A 15,797-nucleotide genomic window follows, 5' to 3' on the forward strand; every position below is an offset into this window, starting at 1 on the left:
GCAGAAGCGCTCGGGCGGGGTGGTCAGACTAGGCGTTGGCGACCGAGTCGAGCTGCTTGGCCGGACCGGCCTGGCGGACCGCCTCGGACACGTTGGCCGCGTACTTCTCGAAGTTGTCGGCGAACATGCCGGCCAGCTGCTCGGCCTTCGCGTCGTAGGCCGCCGCGTCGTCCCAGGTCTGGCGCGGCTGCAGGACCTCCGACGGGACGGCCTCGATCTGAGTCGGCACCTGGAGGCCGAAGACCGGCTCCGTGTCGGTCTCGACGTCGTCGAGCTCGCCCGCGAGCGCGGCGTTGACCATCCGGCGCGTCCAGGCCAGCTTCATCCGCTCGCCGGTCCCGTACGGCCCGCCGGTCCAGCCCGTGTTGACGAGGAACACGCGGGCGCCCGACGACTCGATCCGCTCGCCCAGCATCTCGGCGTAGCGCGACGGCGGGAGCACCATGAACGGCTCGCCAAAGCAGGCCGAGAACGTGGCCTTGGGCTCGGTCACGCCGCGTTCCGTGCCGGCCACCTTGGCGGTGTAGCCGCTGAGGAAGTGGTACTGCGCCTGCTCCGGCGTCAGCTTGGAGATCGGCGGGAGCACGCCGAAGGCGTCGGCGGTCAGGAATACGACGGTCTCCGGCACTCCGCCCATCCCGTCGTCGCTGGCGTTCGGGATCTGGTAGATCGGGTAGCTCAGCCGCGTGTTCTCGGTGATCGTCGCGTCGTCGAAGTCGATCGAGCGGTCCTCGTTGAGGACCACGTTCTCGGCGAGCGTCCCGAACTCATGGGTCGTGGCAAAGATCTCGGGCTCGCCCTCGGGGCTCAGGCGGATGGCCTTGGCGTAGCAGCCGCCCTCGAAGTTGAACACGCCCTCGTCGCTCCACCCGTGCTCGTCGTCGCCGATCAGGACGCGGCTGGCGTCGGCCGAGAGCGTCGTCTTGCCCGTCCCCGAGAGCCCGAAAAAGATGGCCGTGTTGCCGCCGCCCTCGGCCTCATTCGCCGAGCAGTGCATGGGGAGCACGCCCTGCTGCGGGAGCACGTAGTTGAGCGCCGAGAAGATGGACTTCTTGATCTCGCCGGCGTAGTTGGTCCCCCCGATGAGGACGAGCTTGCGCCCGAGGTGCAGGAGCACGAACGTCGACGAGTTGAGCTCGCCCATGTTCTTCTCCGTCGCCTTGAAGTCGCACAGGTCGAGGACCGTGTAGTCGGGCTCGAAGTCCAGGAGCTCCTCGTCGGTGGCGGGCCGGAGGAACATGTTGTAGGCGAACATCGAGTGCCACGCCTTCTCGGTGATCACGCGGACCTTGACCTGGTAGCGCGGGTCGGCGCCGGCGTAGCAGTCGCGGACGAAGATGTCGCGGCCGGTCGCGTAGCGGCCCATAGCTTCGTGGAGGTCGTCGAACGTCTCCTCGGAGACCGGCTTGTTCGTGTTCCCCCAGGCCACGTCGTCCTCGCTCGACGGCTCGCGCACGACGAAGCGGTCGTTCGGCGAGCGCCCCGTGTGCGGGTCGGTCCGCGTGGCGAGCGGGCCTCCGGCGGCCATCCGGCCCTCGCCGCGCCGGACCGAGAGCTCGACGAGCCGGGCGGGGGGGAGGTTGTAGTAGACCGTCTGCGTGCGGTCGAGGCCGAGGTCGGTCAGGTGCGAGAGGACGGGTTCAGGGGCGTTCATGCGGCGGGGCGGCCGGGAAGCGCTTCCAGGCGGCCGGCGGTGGATCAGGAGACGGGCGAGCGGTACCTACTCGGGCGGGGTGGGGCGGGATTCCTGCGCGGCCGCCAACGCACCGCATCTTCGACGGTGGCGGGAAAGGGAAAAGGGGCACGCGGGCGGGGTGGCGCTCGTTTTGTTCCGCCCCGCCCCGTGTAGACCTGGGCGGGGCGGTGACAGGCGAAGCCGCCGTCGAATGGAGGCGGCGGCAGTCCCCCTCCTGGCCACCGCGCAGCGTCGGCGCAGCCAGGAGGGGCTAGGGGTGGTTGTCGGGTGGGCGGGGCGGTCAGAGAAAGGCGCCGCCCCGCCCGACGTAGTTGCCCGCCGTGCCCGCCCCGCCCACGGGCGACCGGCGGTCGCCCCTACGACACCGCCCGGGCGCTGCGGCCCGACGGCGTTGCATGCAACGCCGCTACGGCGGCCGCCCCGCCTGCGCCGAGGGCGGGGCGGTGATCGCCCGCCGTCTGCGTTCCGCCCCGCCCGTAGCTTTCCGGCTCCCCACCCCGCCCGAGCCCCCCCGATGACCGAGCCGTTCACGCGCGTCGCCGCCCTCCCCGCCCACGTCGGCGAGACCGTCACCGTCAACGGGTGGCTCTACAACGGGCGCGGGTCGAAGGGGCTCCGGTTCCTCGAGCTCCGCGACGGGAGCGGGGTGGTGCAGGTCGTCGTCCGCGAGGGCGACGTCGACGCGGGCTCGTGGGAGGCGGCCGAGGCGCTCACGCAGGAGTCCGCGTTCCGCGTCGTGGGCGAGGTCCGCGCTGACGAGCGGCAGACGGGCGGCGTAGAGGTGCAGGCCGCGTCCGTCGAGGTGCTGGCGCTCGCCGAGCCGTACCCGATCACGCCGAAGGAGCACGGCGTCGAGTTCCTCATGGACCGCCGGCACCTGTGGATGCGCTCGCAGCGGCAGTGGGGGGCCATGCGCGTCCGCAACCGGATCATCACGGCCATCCACGGCTACTTCCAGGGCGAGGGCTACGTCCAGATGGACGCGCCGATCTTGACCGGGAACGCCGTCGAGGGTACGTCGACGCTGTTCGAGCTCGACTACTTCGACGAGCCGGCCTACCTCACGCAGTCGGGCCAGCTCCACGGCGAGGCGATGGCGATGGCGCACGGCAAGATCTACACGTTCGGGCCGACGTTCCGGGCCGAAAAGTCCAAGACCCGGCGGCACCTCACGGAGTTCTGGATGATCGAGCCCGAGATGGCGTTCTACGACCTCGACATGAACATGGAGGTCGCCGAGGAGCTGCTTGTTGCCATCGCCGAAGCCGTTATTGCAGATTGCAAACCCGAGCTGGACATCCTGGGCCGCGACGTCGACGCCCTCCGCCGGGCCACGCAGACGCCGTTCCCGCGCCTGACCTACACCGAGGCCGTCGACCTGCTCACGAGCGAAGAGACGCAGGCGATGCTCGACGCCGAGATCGCGGCGCTCGAAGAGGAGCGGGGCGGACTGGAGGCCGAGCGCGACGAGAACCGCGCGGCCTACGGGCAGGCCAAAAAGGGCGAGAAGCGGCGGATCGACGCCCGCGAGATCGAGATCAACGTCCGCCTGGACGAGATCGAGGAGGCCCTCCGCAACCTCCCGCAGTGGAAAGCGAGCGCCCGCGACTTCGAGTGGGGCGCCGACCTCGGCGGGTCGGACGAGACCGTGCTCACGCGCCACTTCTCGACGCCCGTCATCGTCCACCGCTACCCGGCGGCCGTCAAGGCGTTCTACATGAAGCGTGACCCCGAGGACGACCGCCTCGCGCTGGGCATGGACGTGCTCGCGCCCGAGGGCTACGGCGAGATCGTCGGCGGCGGCGAGCGGGCTACGGACCTGGCGTTCCTGCGCGAGCAGGTGGCGGCGCACGGGCTGCCCGAGTCGGCGTTCGACTGGTACTTCGACCTGAGGCGCTACGGCTCGGTCCCCCACGCCGGCTTCGGCCTGGGCCTGGAGCGGACCGTGGCGTGGGTGTGCGGGCTGGGGCACGTCCGCGAGACGGCGCCGTTTCCGCGCCTGCTCGGGCGGCTCCACCCGTAGCGGACGGCCCCGCCCGCGGCGCGGGGCGGGGTGGCGCGGGCGGGGTAGGCACGGGCGACCGCCGGTCGCCCCTACGGCGGCCACCCCGCCCCGCCCGTGCGCCGCGGCCCGACGGCGTTGCATGCAACGCCGCTACGACCGCCGCCCCGCCCGCGCCGAGGGCGGGGTGGTGCATTCTGCCCGCTGCCCGCTGCCCGCTGCCCGCTGCCCGCTGCACCCGGAACCGCCCCGCCCGCGCGTTCCGGCCTCTCCCACACCCGCCCCGCCCATGCTCCGGCTCCTCCTCCCCGCCCTCCTTCTGGCCGCCGCCGCGGCGTCGGCGCAGCCGGCGCTCGACGAGGGCGCGATCACCGTCTCCGGCGAGGGCCTCGTCTCCGCCCCGCCCGACCGGGCCGTGGTCCGGCTCGGCGTCGTGACTGAGGCGCCGACGGCGGCCGAGGCGCTCCGCCAGCACGAGGACGACGTGGCGCGCGTGCTCGCGCGCGTGCGGTCGTTCGGGATCGCCGACCGCCAGATCCAGATCGACGCGCTCCAGCTGGGCCAGAACTACGGTCCGAACGGCCCCGACGGCTACCAGGCCACGCGCGTCGTCTCGGTCACGACCGACAGCCTCGCCGCCATCCCCGACCTCGTCGCGTCGGTGGTCGAGAGCGGGGCGAACCGGCTCGACGGCATCGGCTACACGCTGAGCGAGCCCGGGCGGTACCGCGACCGGGCGTTCGACGAGGCCGTGGCCCAGGCGCGCGCCAAGGCCGAGCGGCTGGCGACGGCGGCCGGCGCCTCGCTCGGCGAGGTCGTGTCGATCCAGGAGCAGGGCGTCGGCATGGTCCCGCCGTACCGGGGCGGAGCGATGATGGACGTCGCTGTCGCGGCCGTCCGCGTTGAGGCGGAGCCCGGCGCCTACTCGACCGGGTCGAGCCAGGTCCGGGCCGGCGTGGTCGTGCGGTACCGGCTGGTCGCGCGGTAGTGGCCGGCCGCGTTCCCCTCAATTTCGAGCCCGTCACGCCCGCGGAGAGCGCGGCGCGGGCCGACGCGTTCTACCACGAGATGGCCCGGCGCCGGTCGGTCCGCGACTTTTCGGACCGGCCGGTCCCCCGCGCGCTCGTCGAGCGCGCCATCCAGACCGCGGCGACGGCGCCGAGCGGGGCGCACCAGCAGCCGTGGACGTTCGTGGCCGTCCAGGACCCGGGCACGAAGCGCCGGATCCGCGAGGCGGCCGAGGCCGAGGAGCGTGCCTTCTACGCCGACCGCGCGCCGGACGACTGGCTCGACGCGCTCGCCCCGCTCGGGACCGACTGGCAGAAGCCGTTTTTGGAGACGGCTCCGTGGCTCGTCGTCCTGTTCGCCCAGCGCTGGAGCCCGGCGGGGCGGGGCGGCGAGGGCGGGGCGGGCGGCCGCCGAAAGCACTACTACGTGCAGGAAAGCTGCGGCATCGCCGCCGGCCTCTTCGTCGCGGCCCTCCACCACATGGGGCTCGCCACGCTCACGCACACGCCGGCGCCCATGCGGTTCCTGGGCGAGCTCCTGGACCGCCCCGCCCACGAGGCGCCCTTCGTCCTCTTCCCGGTCGGCTACCCCGCGCCCGGCGCGACGGTCCCGGACCTGGAGCGGAAGGGGCTGGACGAGGTCGCCGTCTGGCGCTGACACCGCCCCGCCCCGCCCGCGCTCGCTTTGCCGGGCGGGGTGGAGCCGCGGGGGCGGGGCGGCCCCAAACGAGCGCCGCCGCCCCGGTGGGGGGCGGCGGCGGATCCCGCGGGGCGGGGCGGCGGGGCCGGGGGCCTTAGCCGATCAGCGAGAGCACCGACTGCGGGCCGGAGTTGGCCTGCGCCAGCGAGCCGATCCCGGTCTGCTGGAGGATCTGGAGCTTGACGATCTCCATCTGCTCCTTGGCGAAGTCCGTGTCCTCGATCCGCGAGCGGGCCGCCTCGTAGTTGGTCATCGACGTGTCGAGGTTGTCCTGCTTGATCGAGAGCCGAGCCTGCGAGTCGCCGAGCCCGGAGACGGAACTGTTGACCGCCTCGATCGCCGTGTCGATGGTGGTGATGGACGCCTGTGCATTGGCAGCCGTGTCAACGGTGAGCGTGCCAGCCACGGTGCCGGCAAAGTCGTCGGTGCCGATCCCGAGCGTGGCGACGTTCGCGGCCCCGATGTCCACGCCGAAGGTGTCGGCCGCACTGGCGCCGACCTGGAAGTTGAGGGCCAGGTCGCCCGCGTTTGTCGGACTGCCCGCGCCGTCTTTGGCTCCGCCGAAGATCTTCGTGCCGTTGAACTCGGCGCCAGCGAGGGTGTCGCCGATCTCCGCCGTGAGGGCGTCGAGCTGGTTCTTGATCGCTGTGCGCTCCTCGCTACCCATCGTGTCGTTGGCGGCCTGCACGGCCTTCTCCTTCATCGTCTGAAGGATGTCCATCGTCGAGTTGAGGGCGCCTTCGCCGACGGTCAGCATGCCCTTGGCGTCGCCGATGTTCGAGAGCGCCTGGGCCTGGCCGCGGGTCTTGGCCTTGAGCTTGTTGGCGATCGAGTAGCCGGCCGAGTCGTCCTCGGCGCGGTTGAGGCGGCTGCCGGTGGCGAGCCGGAGCTGGCGGATGCCGAGCTCGCTGTTGGTCTTGTTCAGCTGGCCCAGCGCCTTCATGGACTGGACGTTCGTGTTGATGCGGCTGAGGTCTCCGATGCTCATGGGTAGGGGGGACTGTGAGGGAGGGAGGGCGGTGTTGCTCCTGCCCCCGTTATCGGACGGCCTGCGGTGGCTTAAGCCGGCGGTCGAAAAAAGTCGGCGGGGGCCGAACCGGGGCGCGGGTCCCAGAGAGACCGCCCCGCCCGCTCCACTCGCTGCCCCGCCCCGCCCGAACCTGCGCGGCCGGGGGCGGAGTGGAGCTGCGGGGTGCCGAGCCGCCGGGGCAGGGCGGCCCCAAACGAGCGCCGCCGCCCCGGTGGGGGGCGGCGGCGGATCCCGCGGGGCGGGGCGGCGGGGCCGGGGGCCTTAGCCGATCAGCGAGAGCACCGACTGCGGGCCGGAGTTGGCCTGCGCCAGCGAGCCGATCCCGGTCTGCTGGAGGATCTGGAGCTTGACGATCTCCATCTGCTCCTTGGCGAAGTCCGTGTCCTCGATCCGCGAGCGGGCCGCCTCGTAGTTCGTCATCGACGTGTCGAGGTTGTCCTGCTTGATCGAGAGCCGGGCCTGCGAGTCGCCGAGCCCGGAGACAGCCTTGTTGACGTTCTTGATCGCCTGGTCGATCGTGTCGATGGCGGTGCCGGCAGTGGTCGAGTCCGTGACAGTAATGCCGGTCAGGTCGAGGTCGGCGGTACCTGCCGCGTCTGTTCCGAGCGCCGTCGTGCTGAGGGCGCCGATCTCGACGCCGAACGTATCGCTGGAGCTGGCGCCGACCTGGAACGAGAGGCTCGCGCCCGTGCTCGTGCCGTCGCTGAGCGCGTCGGTGCCGCCGAAGAGGGACTTGCCGTTGAACTCGGCGCCAGCGAGGGTGTCGCCGATCTCCGCCGTGAGGGCATCAATCTGGCCCTTGATCGCTGTGCGCTCCTCGTCACCCATCGTGTCGTTGGAGGCCTGGATCGCCTTCTCCTTCATCGTCTGGAGGATGTCCATCGTCGAGTTGAGGGCGCCTTCGCCGACGGTCAGCATGCCCTTGGCGTCGCCGATGTTCGAGAGCGCCTGGGCCTGGCCGCGGGTCTTGGCCTTGAGCTTGTTGGCGATCGAGTAGCCGGCCGAGTCGTCCTCGGCGCGGTTGAGGCGGCTGCCGGTGGCGAGCCGGAGCTGGCGGATGCCGAGCTCGCTGTTGGTCTTGTTCAGCTGGCCCAGCGCCTTCATGGACTGGACGTTCGTGTTGATGCGGCTGAGGTCTCCGATGCTCATGGGTAGGGGGGACTGTGAGGGAGGGAGGGCGGTGTTGCTCCTGCCCCCGTTATCGGACGGCCTGCGGTGGCTTAAGCCGGCGGTCGAAAAAAGTCGGCGGGGGCCGAACCGGGGCGTGGGTCCCAGAGAGGCCGCCCCGCCCGTCCGCTCGCCGCTCCACCCCGCCCCCGCGTCCGGCGTGGCGGCCGGGACCCGACGAGGACTCGGTGAACGGGGCGGGGCGGCGCCGAGCCCGGCCGCCGCGCCCGGTAGCTTCCGTCCATGTCCGAGACGCCCGCCCCGCCCGTGTCCGCCCGCGTGCTCGCCGTCGAGCGCCTGCTCCGCGTCGAGGCCGACGGCGCGTTCGTGGCCCGCCTCGGCGCCGCCCGCCGCGGGGCGGGGCGGGTCGACGCCGAGACGGCGCGGGCGGCGTCGGACTACGTGGCCGGCGTCACGCGGCAGAAGCGGTGGCTCGACTTCCTGCTCGGGCACTACGTGCGGGGCGGGCTGGGCGCGCTCGACCTCGAGTTGCTCCAGACGCTCCGCGTGGGCGCCTACGACCTCGTCGTCCGGGGGACCGCCCCGCACGCGGCCGTCAACGAGGCGGTCGAGACGGCGCGGGCGCTCCTCCACCGCGGGGCCGGCGGGCTCGCCAACGCCGTGCTCCGCGCGCTCGCGCGGGCGCTCCGCGACGGGGCGCTCCCCGAGCCGGCTACGGGCGACCTCGCCGACGACCTCGCCGTCCGCCACTCGCACCCGACGTGGATGGTCCGCCGGTGGCTCGCGGCGTGGGGCGAGGAGGCGACCGCTCGGTTTCTGGCCTCGAACAACGAGCCGCCCCGCTTCGCGCTTCGCGCCACGGGCCAGCCGCAACCCGATGGGCCGCAACCCGATGGCCCGGGCGGGGTGGACGCGCTCGCGGAGCGCCTGACCGACCTGGGCGCCGAGCCCGAACGGTCGCGGTGGCTCGACGACTTCGTAACGGTCGGGCGCCTGCAACCCGTCCTGCGGGCGGGCCTCTTGGCTGAGGGCGCGTGCGCGGTCCAGGACGAGGCGGCCGGGCTGGTCGTCCGCGTGCTGGACCCGCAGCCGGGCGAGGCCGTCCTCGACGGCGCCGCGGCGCCGGGCGGTAAGGCGGTTTATGCGGCGCAGCGGATGGCCGCGGGCGGGGAGACCTCGGGCGGGGCGGGGCGGCTCGTGGCGCTCGACGTGAGCGAGGCGAAGACGGCGCTCGTCGCCGAGGCCGCGCGCGCGCAGGGCGTGGCCGACCTCGTCGAGACGGTCGTGGCCGACCTGACGGCGTGGGCGCCGCCCCGCCCGTTCGACCGCGTGCTCCTCGACGCGCCGTGCTCCGGCACCGGCGTGCTCGCCAAGCGGGCCGACCTCCGGTGGAACCGCTCGCCCGAGGACCTCAGGGAGCTGGCCGCGCTCCAGGACCGCCTGCTCGACGCCGCCGCGCGCGCCGTCCGCCCCGGCGGGCTCCTCGTCTACTCGACGTGCTCGGTCGAGGCCGAGGAGAACGACGACCGCGTCGGCGCCTTCCTCGCGCGCCACGCCAATTTCTCGCTGGAGCCCGTGGGCGACCTCGTGCCCGAGCCCATGCGCGACGGCGGCGTGTACCGGGCGCTCCCGCACGTCCACGGGACGGACGGGGCGTTCGCGGCGCGCCTCCGCCGGGCGAGGTAGGGGCGGGGCGGGCGCGTCTTATCCTGAACCGCCCCGCCCTGAGCACCCTTCGGATGGGTACGGGGTACCGGGTACGAGGTACGGCCCGGTTTGACCTCGGCGCGCGGGTACCTCGTACCGAGTACCCTGTACCTCCCTGCGTCCCGCCCCGGGTCGTCCGCCCCGCCCGCGCCATGAGCCCGCAGCTCCAGTCCTACGCCGACGCGTTCTCCGAGTCCCGCCGGCGCCTCCACGCGCTCGCGGGCGGGGTGGGCGACGACGCGTTCAACCGGAAGCCATCCGCAAAAGCGTGGTCGGCGGGCGAGTGCGTGGTCCACCTGAACCGGACGGCCGCGGCGTACCTGCCGGCGCTGGAGGCGGCGCTTGGAGCGGGGGCGCCGCGCGGCGAGGGGCCGTTCCGGTGGGGCTGGGTGGCACGGCGGTTCGTCGAGGCCGTCCGCCCGGGGAGCCGGTCGGTCCCGACGTTCGGAGGCATGCGGCCGCCCCGCCCGGCGGGCCTCCGCTCGGACGTGGACCGCGCGCGCGCCGTCGCCCAGTTCGACGCCGACGCCGCCCGCTGGCTCGCCCTCTGCGAACGCGCGGAAGGCGTCGATCTGGGGCGGGTCCGCGTGCGGTCGCCGTTCGTCCCCCTCCTGAAGCTGCCGGCCGGCGCGTTCCTGGAGGCGATGGGGCTCCACGCGCTCCGCCACGTCGGGCAGGCCGAGCGGGCGGTCGAACGCCCTCCCAGCGCCGGGGGCGGGGCGGACTCGTAGGGACGCCCCGTGCGGTGTCCGCATTCGCCTGGAGGCGCACCACGCCACGGGCGGGGCGGCCACGGGCGGGGCGGCGCCGTTCAGGACCGCCCCGCCCGTTGGATCCGCCCGCCCCGGACGCGGCGAGCCGTCCAGGCCCCGCCCGCGCGTCAGGGGCGGGGCGGCGGCGCTCCGGCAGGGCGACGGCACGCGCCTTGCGATGGACCCGGGCGTGCCCGACCTTGCGGGCTCGCCACCCCGCCCGCCTCTGCGCCTCGGTACGTTCTCGCCCTCTGGGTTCCCCCCGCCCCGCCCGTGATGCCGACGCGCTTCTGGCTCGCCCTGCTCCTGTTCGCCGCGCCCGCGGCGGCCCAAGACGCCGAGCCGGCCGCGCCCGACGAGCCCGGCGTCCGGTACGGGGCCGAGTTCCTGGCGACGGGCGTCGGCGCGCGCGCGCTGGGCATGGGCGGGGCGGTCGTGGCGCACGTGGGCGACGTGACGGCCGGTTACTGGAACCCGGCGGGGCTCGACGGGCTCCGCCAGACGGAGGGGGCCTACATGCACGCCGAGCGGTTCGACGGCGCCGTCTCGTTCGATTACGCGGCCGTCGCCGTTCCGCTCTCCGACCGCTCGACGGTCGCCGTCACGCTCGTGCGCTCGGCCGTCGACGACATCGCCAACACGCTCGACGCGCTCGACCCGGCGACCGGCCTCCCGCGCCCGGACGCCGCCGACTACATCACGTACTTCTCGGCGGCGGACCACGCGCTCTTCCTGTCGTACGCCCGCCGCGTTTCGGACGCCCTCTCGGTCGGCGCCTCGGCCAAGGTGGTCCAGCGGGGGATCGGGGACTTTGCGAGCGCCTGGGGCTACTCGCTCGACGTCGGCGCGCAGCTGGACCTGGGAGGCGTGGCGCTCGGGATCGCGGTCCAGGACGCGACGACGATGAACCAGGTGTGGTCGATCGACGAGGCCCTGTTCGAGCAGCTCGAAGGCGACGAGCGGCCGCTCGGGCTCGACACCCGCGTCCGCCCGGTCCTCCGCCTCGGCGCGGCCTCCGCGCGCTCGCTGGGCGCCGACGTCGCGCTCACGCTCGCGGCCGACCTCGACGTGGCGTTCGACGGCTTCGCCGCCAACGCGCTCAACACGGGCGACGTGTCGTACCACCCGCGCGTGGGCGGGGAGGTCGTCTACCGCGACGTGCTCGCCTTCCGCGCCGGGCTCTCGGACCTGACGACGAACGAAGACTATGGGACGCAGGTGACGCCGTCGGTCGGCGCTGGCGTCCGCCTCGGCGCGCTCTCGGTCGACTACGGGTTCGGCGACTTCGGCGGGCTCACCGGCGAGCTCGGCCAGTCGCACCGCGTGTCCGTCGCCTACCGCTTCGGCGAGCCCCGCGGGCGGTAGACCACCCCGCCCCGCCCGCCTCGCGCGCGACCCGTCGGGCGGGGCGGCGCCCGGCGTTATCCTCCGTCTCCCCCCACCGCCCCGCCCTCTGGGTCCGCCCGTGTCCCGCGACGACCGCGAAGGGATCGCCCTCAGCCTGGGCGTCCACGCCGTGCTCCTGGTGTTCCTCGTGCTCGTGGCGGCGACGCCGTCCGAGACGCTGGACGAGGACTACCCGCCCCAGCTGACCGAGATCGAGTTCGGCGTGGCGCCGACGCTCCCGGTCGTCGAGGGGCCGCCGCAGTCGGCGCCGAGCGCGGCGCCGAGCGAGGCCGCCGAGCAGCCCGAGCCCGAGCGGCCCGCCCCGCCCGCCGCCACGCCCGCGCGCGTCCCCCGGCGGACGCCGACGCCGCCGCGCGACAACCCGCTGCCGCGGCCGGCCCCGACGCCCGAGGCCCGCCCCGCCCCGCCCAACCCGCCGTCCAGCGCCACGCGCCCGGAGCCCCGGCCGACGGCCCCGACGAACACGCGCCCCACGCGCGGCGGCGGCCGCTCCGAGGGCGACGCCTCGACGGCCGGCACCGACGACGGCGCGCAGCGCGGCTCCGGCGGCGACGCCGCGACCGAGGTCGGGTTCAACCGCGGCAACCGCGCCGACACCTGCCCCACGCCGCCGTTCGACGGCATCGTCGGCGAGGTCCGCTACCGGGTCACGTACTCGCCGAGCGGGAGCTACGTGGCCAACCAGCCGCTCCCGCCCCGCAACTCGGACCTCGACCGGCTGGTCCAGGGCGTCATCAACCGCTGCCGCGCCGAGCCGCTCCCGGCCGGCGTGCCGCAGGTGAACCAGAGCAACACGGTCACCTTCCGCTTCCGCGCGAACTGAGGGAGGGATGGGGGATGGGGGATGGGGGATGGAGGGATAAGCAGAGGGGCGGGCGGGGCGGTTGGCGCGCCTGCACCGCCCCGCCCGCGGGCGGACAGCTGTACCGGGGACGGCGAGACGGTCGGTGGCACCGCGCAGGCGGACCTGGGGGCGGGGCGGCCAGCCCTCTTCTCCTCCCTGCCTCTTCTCCTCCTCGCCTCTTCCCTCACCCCAGGCGCCGTGTCGCCGTCTGCACCTCGTCCGCGACGGCGTCCGCGAGGGCCTGGGCGGCGAGGCGGACCGGGCCGCGCCCCCGCGAGAACGCGTCGGCGACGGCGTAGAGCGTCGCGGGCGTCACGCGCGGCGCTGAGGTCGCGAGGTAGACGGGCTCCCAGGCGCCGGGGCGGAACTTGGCCTTGAAGCGTTCGAGGCCTCCGAAGTTGTAGAACCGCTGGGCGTGCGCGCGCATCCACGCCAGGCCGGCCCGGATGAGCGGGGGCGGGGCGGGGTCCGAGAGCGGGGCGTGCGTCGAGAGTGGGACCAGCCCGAGCGTCACGAACGCGGCGCCCTCCTCGGCCGCGAGCCGGAACGCCCGGTCGATGAGGAGCGCGCCCGTCCCGTTCGGTGCGCGGTCGCCCTGGATCACCCACTCGACGAACCGGCCGTCGCGGGCCGGCACCGGCGCGAGGAGCAGGTAGCCGACGACGTCGCCGCCCCGCTCGGCCGCCAGCACGCGCCGCGCGCCGAGGTGGCCCAGCACGAGCGGGTCGGTCATGAACCCGAGCGTGGGCAGGCCGCGTCGGGCCAGCCACTCGTCCAGGACCGCCTGGAGCGGGGCGGGGCCGCCGTCCCACAGGGCGGCCTCAACGCCCTTGTTCCGCGCCCGGTTGACCTGGGCGCGGACCGAGCGCGTGGCGTCGTAGGTGGCCGCCCACTCTGCCGGGTCCCACACGGGCTCGGCCCCGACGACGAGCGACCCGTGCGGACCGGACGCGCCGAGGGCGTCGAGGAACGGGCGCTCGACGCCGAACCAGCACACGTCCGCCCCGCCCCGCTCGGCGTCGGCCTCGAACGCCGCGGCGACTTCCGCCACGTCGCCCGGCGGGCACACGGGCTCGCCGGCGGCCACCCACGTCGCCCCGCCCCAGGGCGCTCGCCGCGCGCGGACGTAGGCCACGAGCGCGTCGTCCTGCCGCCACCGGGCGAGGCCCGGGTTCAGGACCTGCTCGACGGACGGGCTCCGCCCGTAGCGGTCGACGAGGGCGCGGTCGGAGGTCACGGGGATGGGGGATGGGGGATGGGGGATGGGGGATGGGGGATGGGGGATGGGGGATGGGGGATGGGGGATGGGGGATGGGGGATGGGGGATGGGGGATGGGGGATGGGGCGGGCGCCGCGAAATGTTCCGGCCGCCCCGCCCGCGGGTGGGTGCCGTGGGGCGGGGCGGCCACGTCAGGCACAAACGCCGGCCGAGGGCGGCGGCAGTCCCCCTCCTGGTCAGGAGGGGATAGGGGTGGTTGTGACGCGGGCGGGGCGGTCGCCCAGCGCCACCCCGCCCGCGCGCCACCCCGCCCGATGCCGCCCCGCCCGTGGGCGGCGGCCCAACGGCGTTGCATGCAACGCCGCTACGAGATGTCGCCCCGCCCGGTGGCGCCGCCCCGCCCCGCCCGGCATCTTCCCGTACCCCGTACCCCGTACCCCGTACCCTACAGCCGGACCGCCAGCTCGGCGCGGACGAACGCCTCGTCGGGCGCGCGGTCCCACCGCTGGAGGTCGCCGAAGAGGCGGATCTCGACGTCGTTCAGGGGCTCGACCACCAGTTGCCCCTGGAGGCCCCAGCCCTCGAAGCGGTCGCCCGAGAGGAACGCCTTGAGGCCGTCGGGCGGAGCGGTGCCCACCTCGACGTCGCCGCCCACGTTCACGAACGCGCCAGTCTCATCGGTGTAGTTCTCGCCGCGGCGGCGGTAGCGGGCGACGGCCCGGGCGCGCACGCGGGCCGGCAGCCACGCCTGGACGCCCGCCAGCCACTGGTCAGCGTTCGGGCCGATAGGGTGGCCCAGGCCGAAGGCGTTGTGCGTGTACGCGTTGTAGAAAAACCCGTCCTCCTGGAAGCGGTGCGTGTAGGTGTGCGGCTCGACGCGGGTGTACTCCCCGAACGCGGTCCACCCCGAGACCGGGAGCGTGACCGACCCGCCCGCGTTCATGGCCCACTTGTTCGAGAACCGGCCGTCGCCCAGCTCGGCCGTCGCGAGGTCGTCGACGAACCACGTGCCGTAGAGCTCGACGCCGCGGGCGGGGCGGACCGTCGCTTCGAGCGCGAACAGCGAGTTGTCGCGGTCGTAGAGCGCGTGCTCGGCGGCCTTGATCGGGAAGAGCGGGTTGAGGTAGGCGATCTCGGGGCCGCGGAGCCCGTAGACCACCATCTCAGTAAAGGCCAGGTCCAGCCACCGCGTCGGCCGCACGCGGAGCCGGTGGAGCGCGAGGTAGCGCTCGGGGCTCACGATCCCGTTGTCGCCGTCCGGCCCGGCGACCTGGACCGAGCGCGAGCTGAGCGCGGCGTGGACGGCCTGGAGGTCGAGCACGCGCGTGTGGAGTCCCAGCCGGACGAACGGGAGGTAGTCGGCGTTGGCGCTGAGCACGAGCGGGGCGTCGGCGGACGCCCCGACGCGGAGCCGCTCGTGGGCGATCTCGGCCGAGAACGGGCCGGTCCGCACGCGGAGCGAGGCCGAGGTCTGGTCGAACGGGCCGAACATGTTGTCGGGGTCGCGCGAGACGTAGTAGAGCGGGGCGAGCGCGGGGTCGCTCCGCAGCACGGCCGCGTCGCCCGACGTCTGGGTGCCGGCCAGCGTGCTCGAGTACAGCCCGAGCCAGCCCCGCCACCCGCCAGCCACCGTGAGGCGGACGGCCCGGGCCAACCCGCCCGCGCTCCGGTCCTCGCCGCCGACGCCTCGGGCGGCCCGGACCTGCGCGGCCCCCTCGCCGACCACGACGGCGCGCCAGTCGTCCGAGCGGTGATAGAACAAGGTCCGCTCGGCGTCCGCGTCCAGGACGCCGGCGCGGCCGTCGCCGAGGTAGCTGTGGACGCGGTCGAGCGGCTCGAAAAACTCGCGGCGGAACTCGCCCAGCCAGAACTGCTCGGCGGCCCCGAGCCGCCCCGCCCCATCGGCCTCGCTCCGCCCCGCCCCTCCCCGCCCCGCCCACGCATCGGGCGGCAGCCGCGCGAGGCTGTCGCGCACGGCGAGGCTGTCGAGGTGCGCCCGGACCGTCCGCCGCCCGGTCGGGAGGATCTCGGCGTCGAACTCGGGGAGCCGCCCCGCCACGCGCTGGTCGGCGAGGAAGGCGTAGACCGGGTGCTCGGCGGGGACGACCTCGGCCTGGGCGCGGGCGGGCGGGGCGGCGGCGAGGGCCGCCAGGCCGGCGACGAGGGCCAGGAGGGCGGGGCGGGGCATGGGCGGCCCAAGCTACGGGTGGCTCCGGCGTGCCTTGCGCCCCCTGGGGCGGGGTCCTACTTTTGACCCCTCGCTCGACCCGCACCGACTGAGACCGTTCCGCTACGCGCCCTCTCC

Annotated in this window: 13 protein-coding genes; 8 read left to right on the top strand and 5 right to left on the bottom strand. The window is 74.5% G+C overall.

The window, feature by feature from the left end:
* Nucleotides 1–28: 28 nt before the first annotated feature.
* Entirely contained in the window at nt 29–1,654 is a 1,626-nt protein-coding gene (gene pckA / locus RQM47_RS10475; RefSeq protein WP_311663827.1) for a phosphoenolpyruvate carboxykinase (ATP), read from the bottom strand.
* A gap of 437 nt (nt 1,655–2,091) precedes the next feature.
* On the opposite strand from pckA, the gene RQM47_RS10480 reads away from it, so the two are divergent.
* The 4 genes from RQM47_RS10480 (at nt 2,092) to RQM47_RS10495 (ending at nt 5,363) form a co-directional block, all read left to right on the top strand.
* Nucleotides 2,092–2,214 carry a hypothetical protein gene (locus RQM47_RS10480; protein ID WP_311663829.1) on the top strand — a complete coding sequence of 41 codons (123 nt, stop codon included), beginning with the start codon at nt 2,092–2,094 and terminating at the stop codon, nt 2,212–2,214.
* On the top strand, nt 2,211–3,719 hold the full coding sequence (locus RQM47_RS10485; RefSeq protein WP_314008881.1) for an asparagine--tRNA ligase: 1,509 nt from the start codon (nt 2,211–2,213) through the stop codon (nt 3,717–3,719). Before RQM47_RS10480 ends, RQM47_RS10485 begins: the two co-directional genes overlap by 4 nt.
* Nucleotides 3,720–3,987: 268 nt before the next feature.
* Nucleotides 3,988–4,686, top strand: coding sequence for an SIMPL domain-containing protein (locus RQM47_RS10490; protein WP_314008883.1), 699 nt, complete (start codon nt 3,988–3,990; stop codon nt 4,684–4,686).
* Nucleotides 4,686–5,363, top strand: a complete 678-nt coding sequence (locus RQM47_RS10495; protein WP_314008885.1) for a nitroreductase family protein — start codon at nt 4,686–4,688, stop codon at nt 5,361–5,363. The genes RQM47_RS10490 and RQM47_RS10495 overlap by 1 nt, the downstream gene beginning before the upstream one ends.
* 136 nt (nt 5,364–5,499) lie before the next feature.
* Here the strand turns inward: RQM47_RS10495 and RQM47_RS10500 are convergent, their stop codons facing one another.
* Both RQM47_RS10500 and RQM47_RS10505 read right to left on the bottom strand, forming a co-directional pair.
* Nucleotides 5,500–6,393 carry a flagellin gene (locus tag RQM47_RS10500; RefSeq protein WP_314008887.1) on the bottom strand — a complete coding sequence of 298 codons (894 nt, stop codon included), beginning with the start codon at nt 6,391–6,393 and terminating at the stop codon, nt 5,500–5,502.
* Between the two features lie 303 nt (nt 6,394–6,696).
* Complete coding sequence (locus RQM47_RS10505; RefSeq protein WP_314008889.1) at nt 6,697–7,584, bottom strand: flagellin; 888 nt, start codon at nt 7,582–7,584, stop codon at nt 6,697–6,699.
* Nucleotides 7,585–7,845: 261 nt separating this feature from the next.
* On the opposite strand from RQM47_RS10505, the gene RQM47_RS10510 reads away from it, so the two are divergent.
* The 4 genes from RQM47_RS10510 to RQM47_RS10525 all read left to right on the top strand — a co-directional run bounded on the left by RQM47_RS10510 (nt 7,846) and on the right by RQM47_RS10525 (nt 12,252).
* Nucleotides 7,846–9,249, top strand: a complete 1,404-nt coding sequence (locus RQM47_RS10510) for a transcription antitermination factor NusB (RefSeq protein WP_314008891.1) — start codon at nt 7,846–7,848, stop codon at nt 9,247–9,249.
* Between the two features lie 173 nt (nt 9,250–9,422).
* A complete protein-coding gene (locus RQM47_RS10515; RefSeq protein WP_314008893.1) occupies nt 9,423–10,001 on the top strand; it encodes a DinB family protein in 579 nt (192 codons plus the stop codon).
* Between the two features lie 297 nt (nt 10,002–10,298).
* Complete coding sequence (locus tag RQM47_RS10520) at nt 10,299–11,387, top strand: PorV/PorQ family protein (protein ID WP_314008895.1); 1,089 nt, start codon at nt 10,299–10,301, stop codon at nt 11,385–11,387.
* A gap of 100 nt (nt 11,388–11,487) precedes the next feature.
* A complete protein-coding gene (locus RQM47_RS10525; protein ID WP_314008897.1) occupies nt 11,488–12,252 on the top strand; it encodes a hypothetical protein in 765 nt (254 codons plus the stop codon).
* 205 nt (nt 12,253–12,457) lie between these two features.
* Here the strand turns inward: RQM47_RS10525 and RQM47_RS10530 are convergent, their stop codons facing one another.
* Together RQM47_RS10530 and RQM47_RS10535 are read right to left on the bottom strand one after the other, a co-directional pair.
* Nucleotides 12,458–13,510: a DUF2156 domain-containing protein gene (locus RQM47_RS10530; RefSeq protein ID WP_314008899.1), complete on the bottom strand. Its 1,053-nt coding sequence runs from the start codon at nt 13,508–13,510 to the stop codon at nt 12,458–12,460.
* A gap of 427 nt (nt 13,511–13,937) precedes the next feature.
* On the bottom strand, nt 13,938–15,680 hold the full coding sequence (locus RQM47_RS10535; RefSeq protein ID WP_314008901.1) for a capsule assembly Wzi family protein: 1,743 nt from the start codon (nt 15,678–15,680) through the stop codon (nt 13,938–13,940).
* Nucleotides 15,681–15,797: the final 117 nt, after the last annotated feature.

Origin of the sequence: Rubrivirga sp. S365 (assembly GCF_032248475.1) — a bacterium.
GTDB lineage: Bacteria > Bacteroidota > Rhodothermia > Rhodothermales > Rubricoccaceae > Rubrivirga > Rubrivirga litoralis.

Excerpts from the sequence above, each read along its gene's own strand:
- pckA (WP_311663827.1), bottom strand. The coding sequence starts at position 1,654 with ATGAACGCCCCTGAACCCGTCCTCTCGCACCTGACCGACCTCGGCCTC.
- RQM47_RS10480 (WP_311663829.1), top strand. The coding sequence starts at position 2,092 with ATGCAACGCCGCTACGGCGGCCGCCCCGCCTGCGCCGAGGGCGGGGCG.
- RQM47_RS10485 (WP_314008881.1), top strand. The coding sequence starts at position 2,211 with ATGACCGAGCCGTTCACGCGCGTCGCCGCCCTCCCCGCCCACGTCGGC.
- RQM47_RS10490 (WP_314008883.1), top strand. The coding sequence starts at position 3,988 with ATGCTCCGGCTCCTCCTCCCCGCCCTCCTTCTGGCCGCCGCCGCGGCG.
- RQM47_RS10500 (WP_314008887.1), bottom strand. The coding sequence starts at position 6,393 with ATGAGCATCGGAGACCTCAGCCGCATCAACACGAACGTCCAGTCCATG.
- RQM47_RS10505 (WP_314008889.1), bottom strand. The coding sequence starts at position 7,584 with ATGAGCATCGGAGACCTCAGCCGCATCAACACGAACGTCCAGTCCATG.
- RQM47_RS10510 (WP_314008891.1), top strand. The coding sequence starts at position 7,846 with ATGTCCGAGACGCCCGCCCCGCCCGTGTCCGCCCGCGTGCTCGCCGTC.
- RQM47_RS10515 (WP_314008893.1), top strand. The coding sequence starts at position 9,423 with ATGAGCCCGCAGCTCCAGTCCTACGCCGACGCGTTCTCCGAGTCCCGC.
- RQM47_RS10520 (WP_314008895.1), top strand. The coding sequence starts at position 10,299 with ATGCCGACGCGCTTCTGGCTCGCCCTGCTCCTGTTCGCCGCGCCCGCG.
- RQM47_RS10535 (WP_314008901.1), bottom strand. The coding sequence starts at position 15,680 with ATGCCCCGCCCCGCCCTCCTGGCCCTCGTCGCCGGCCTGGCGGCCCTC.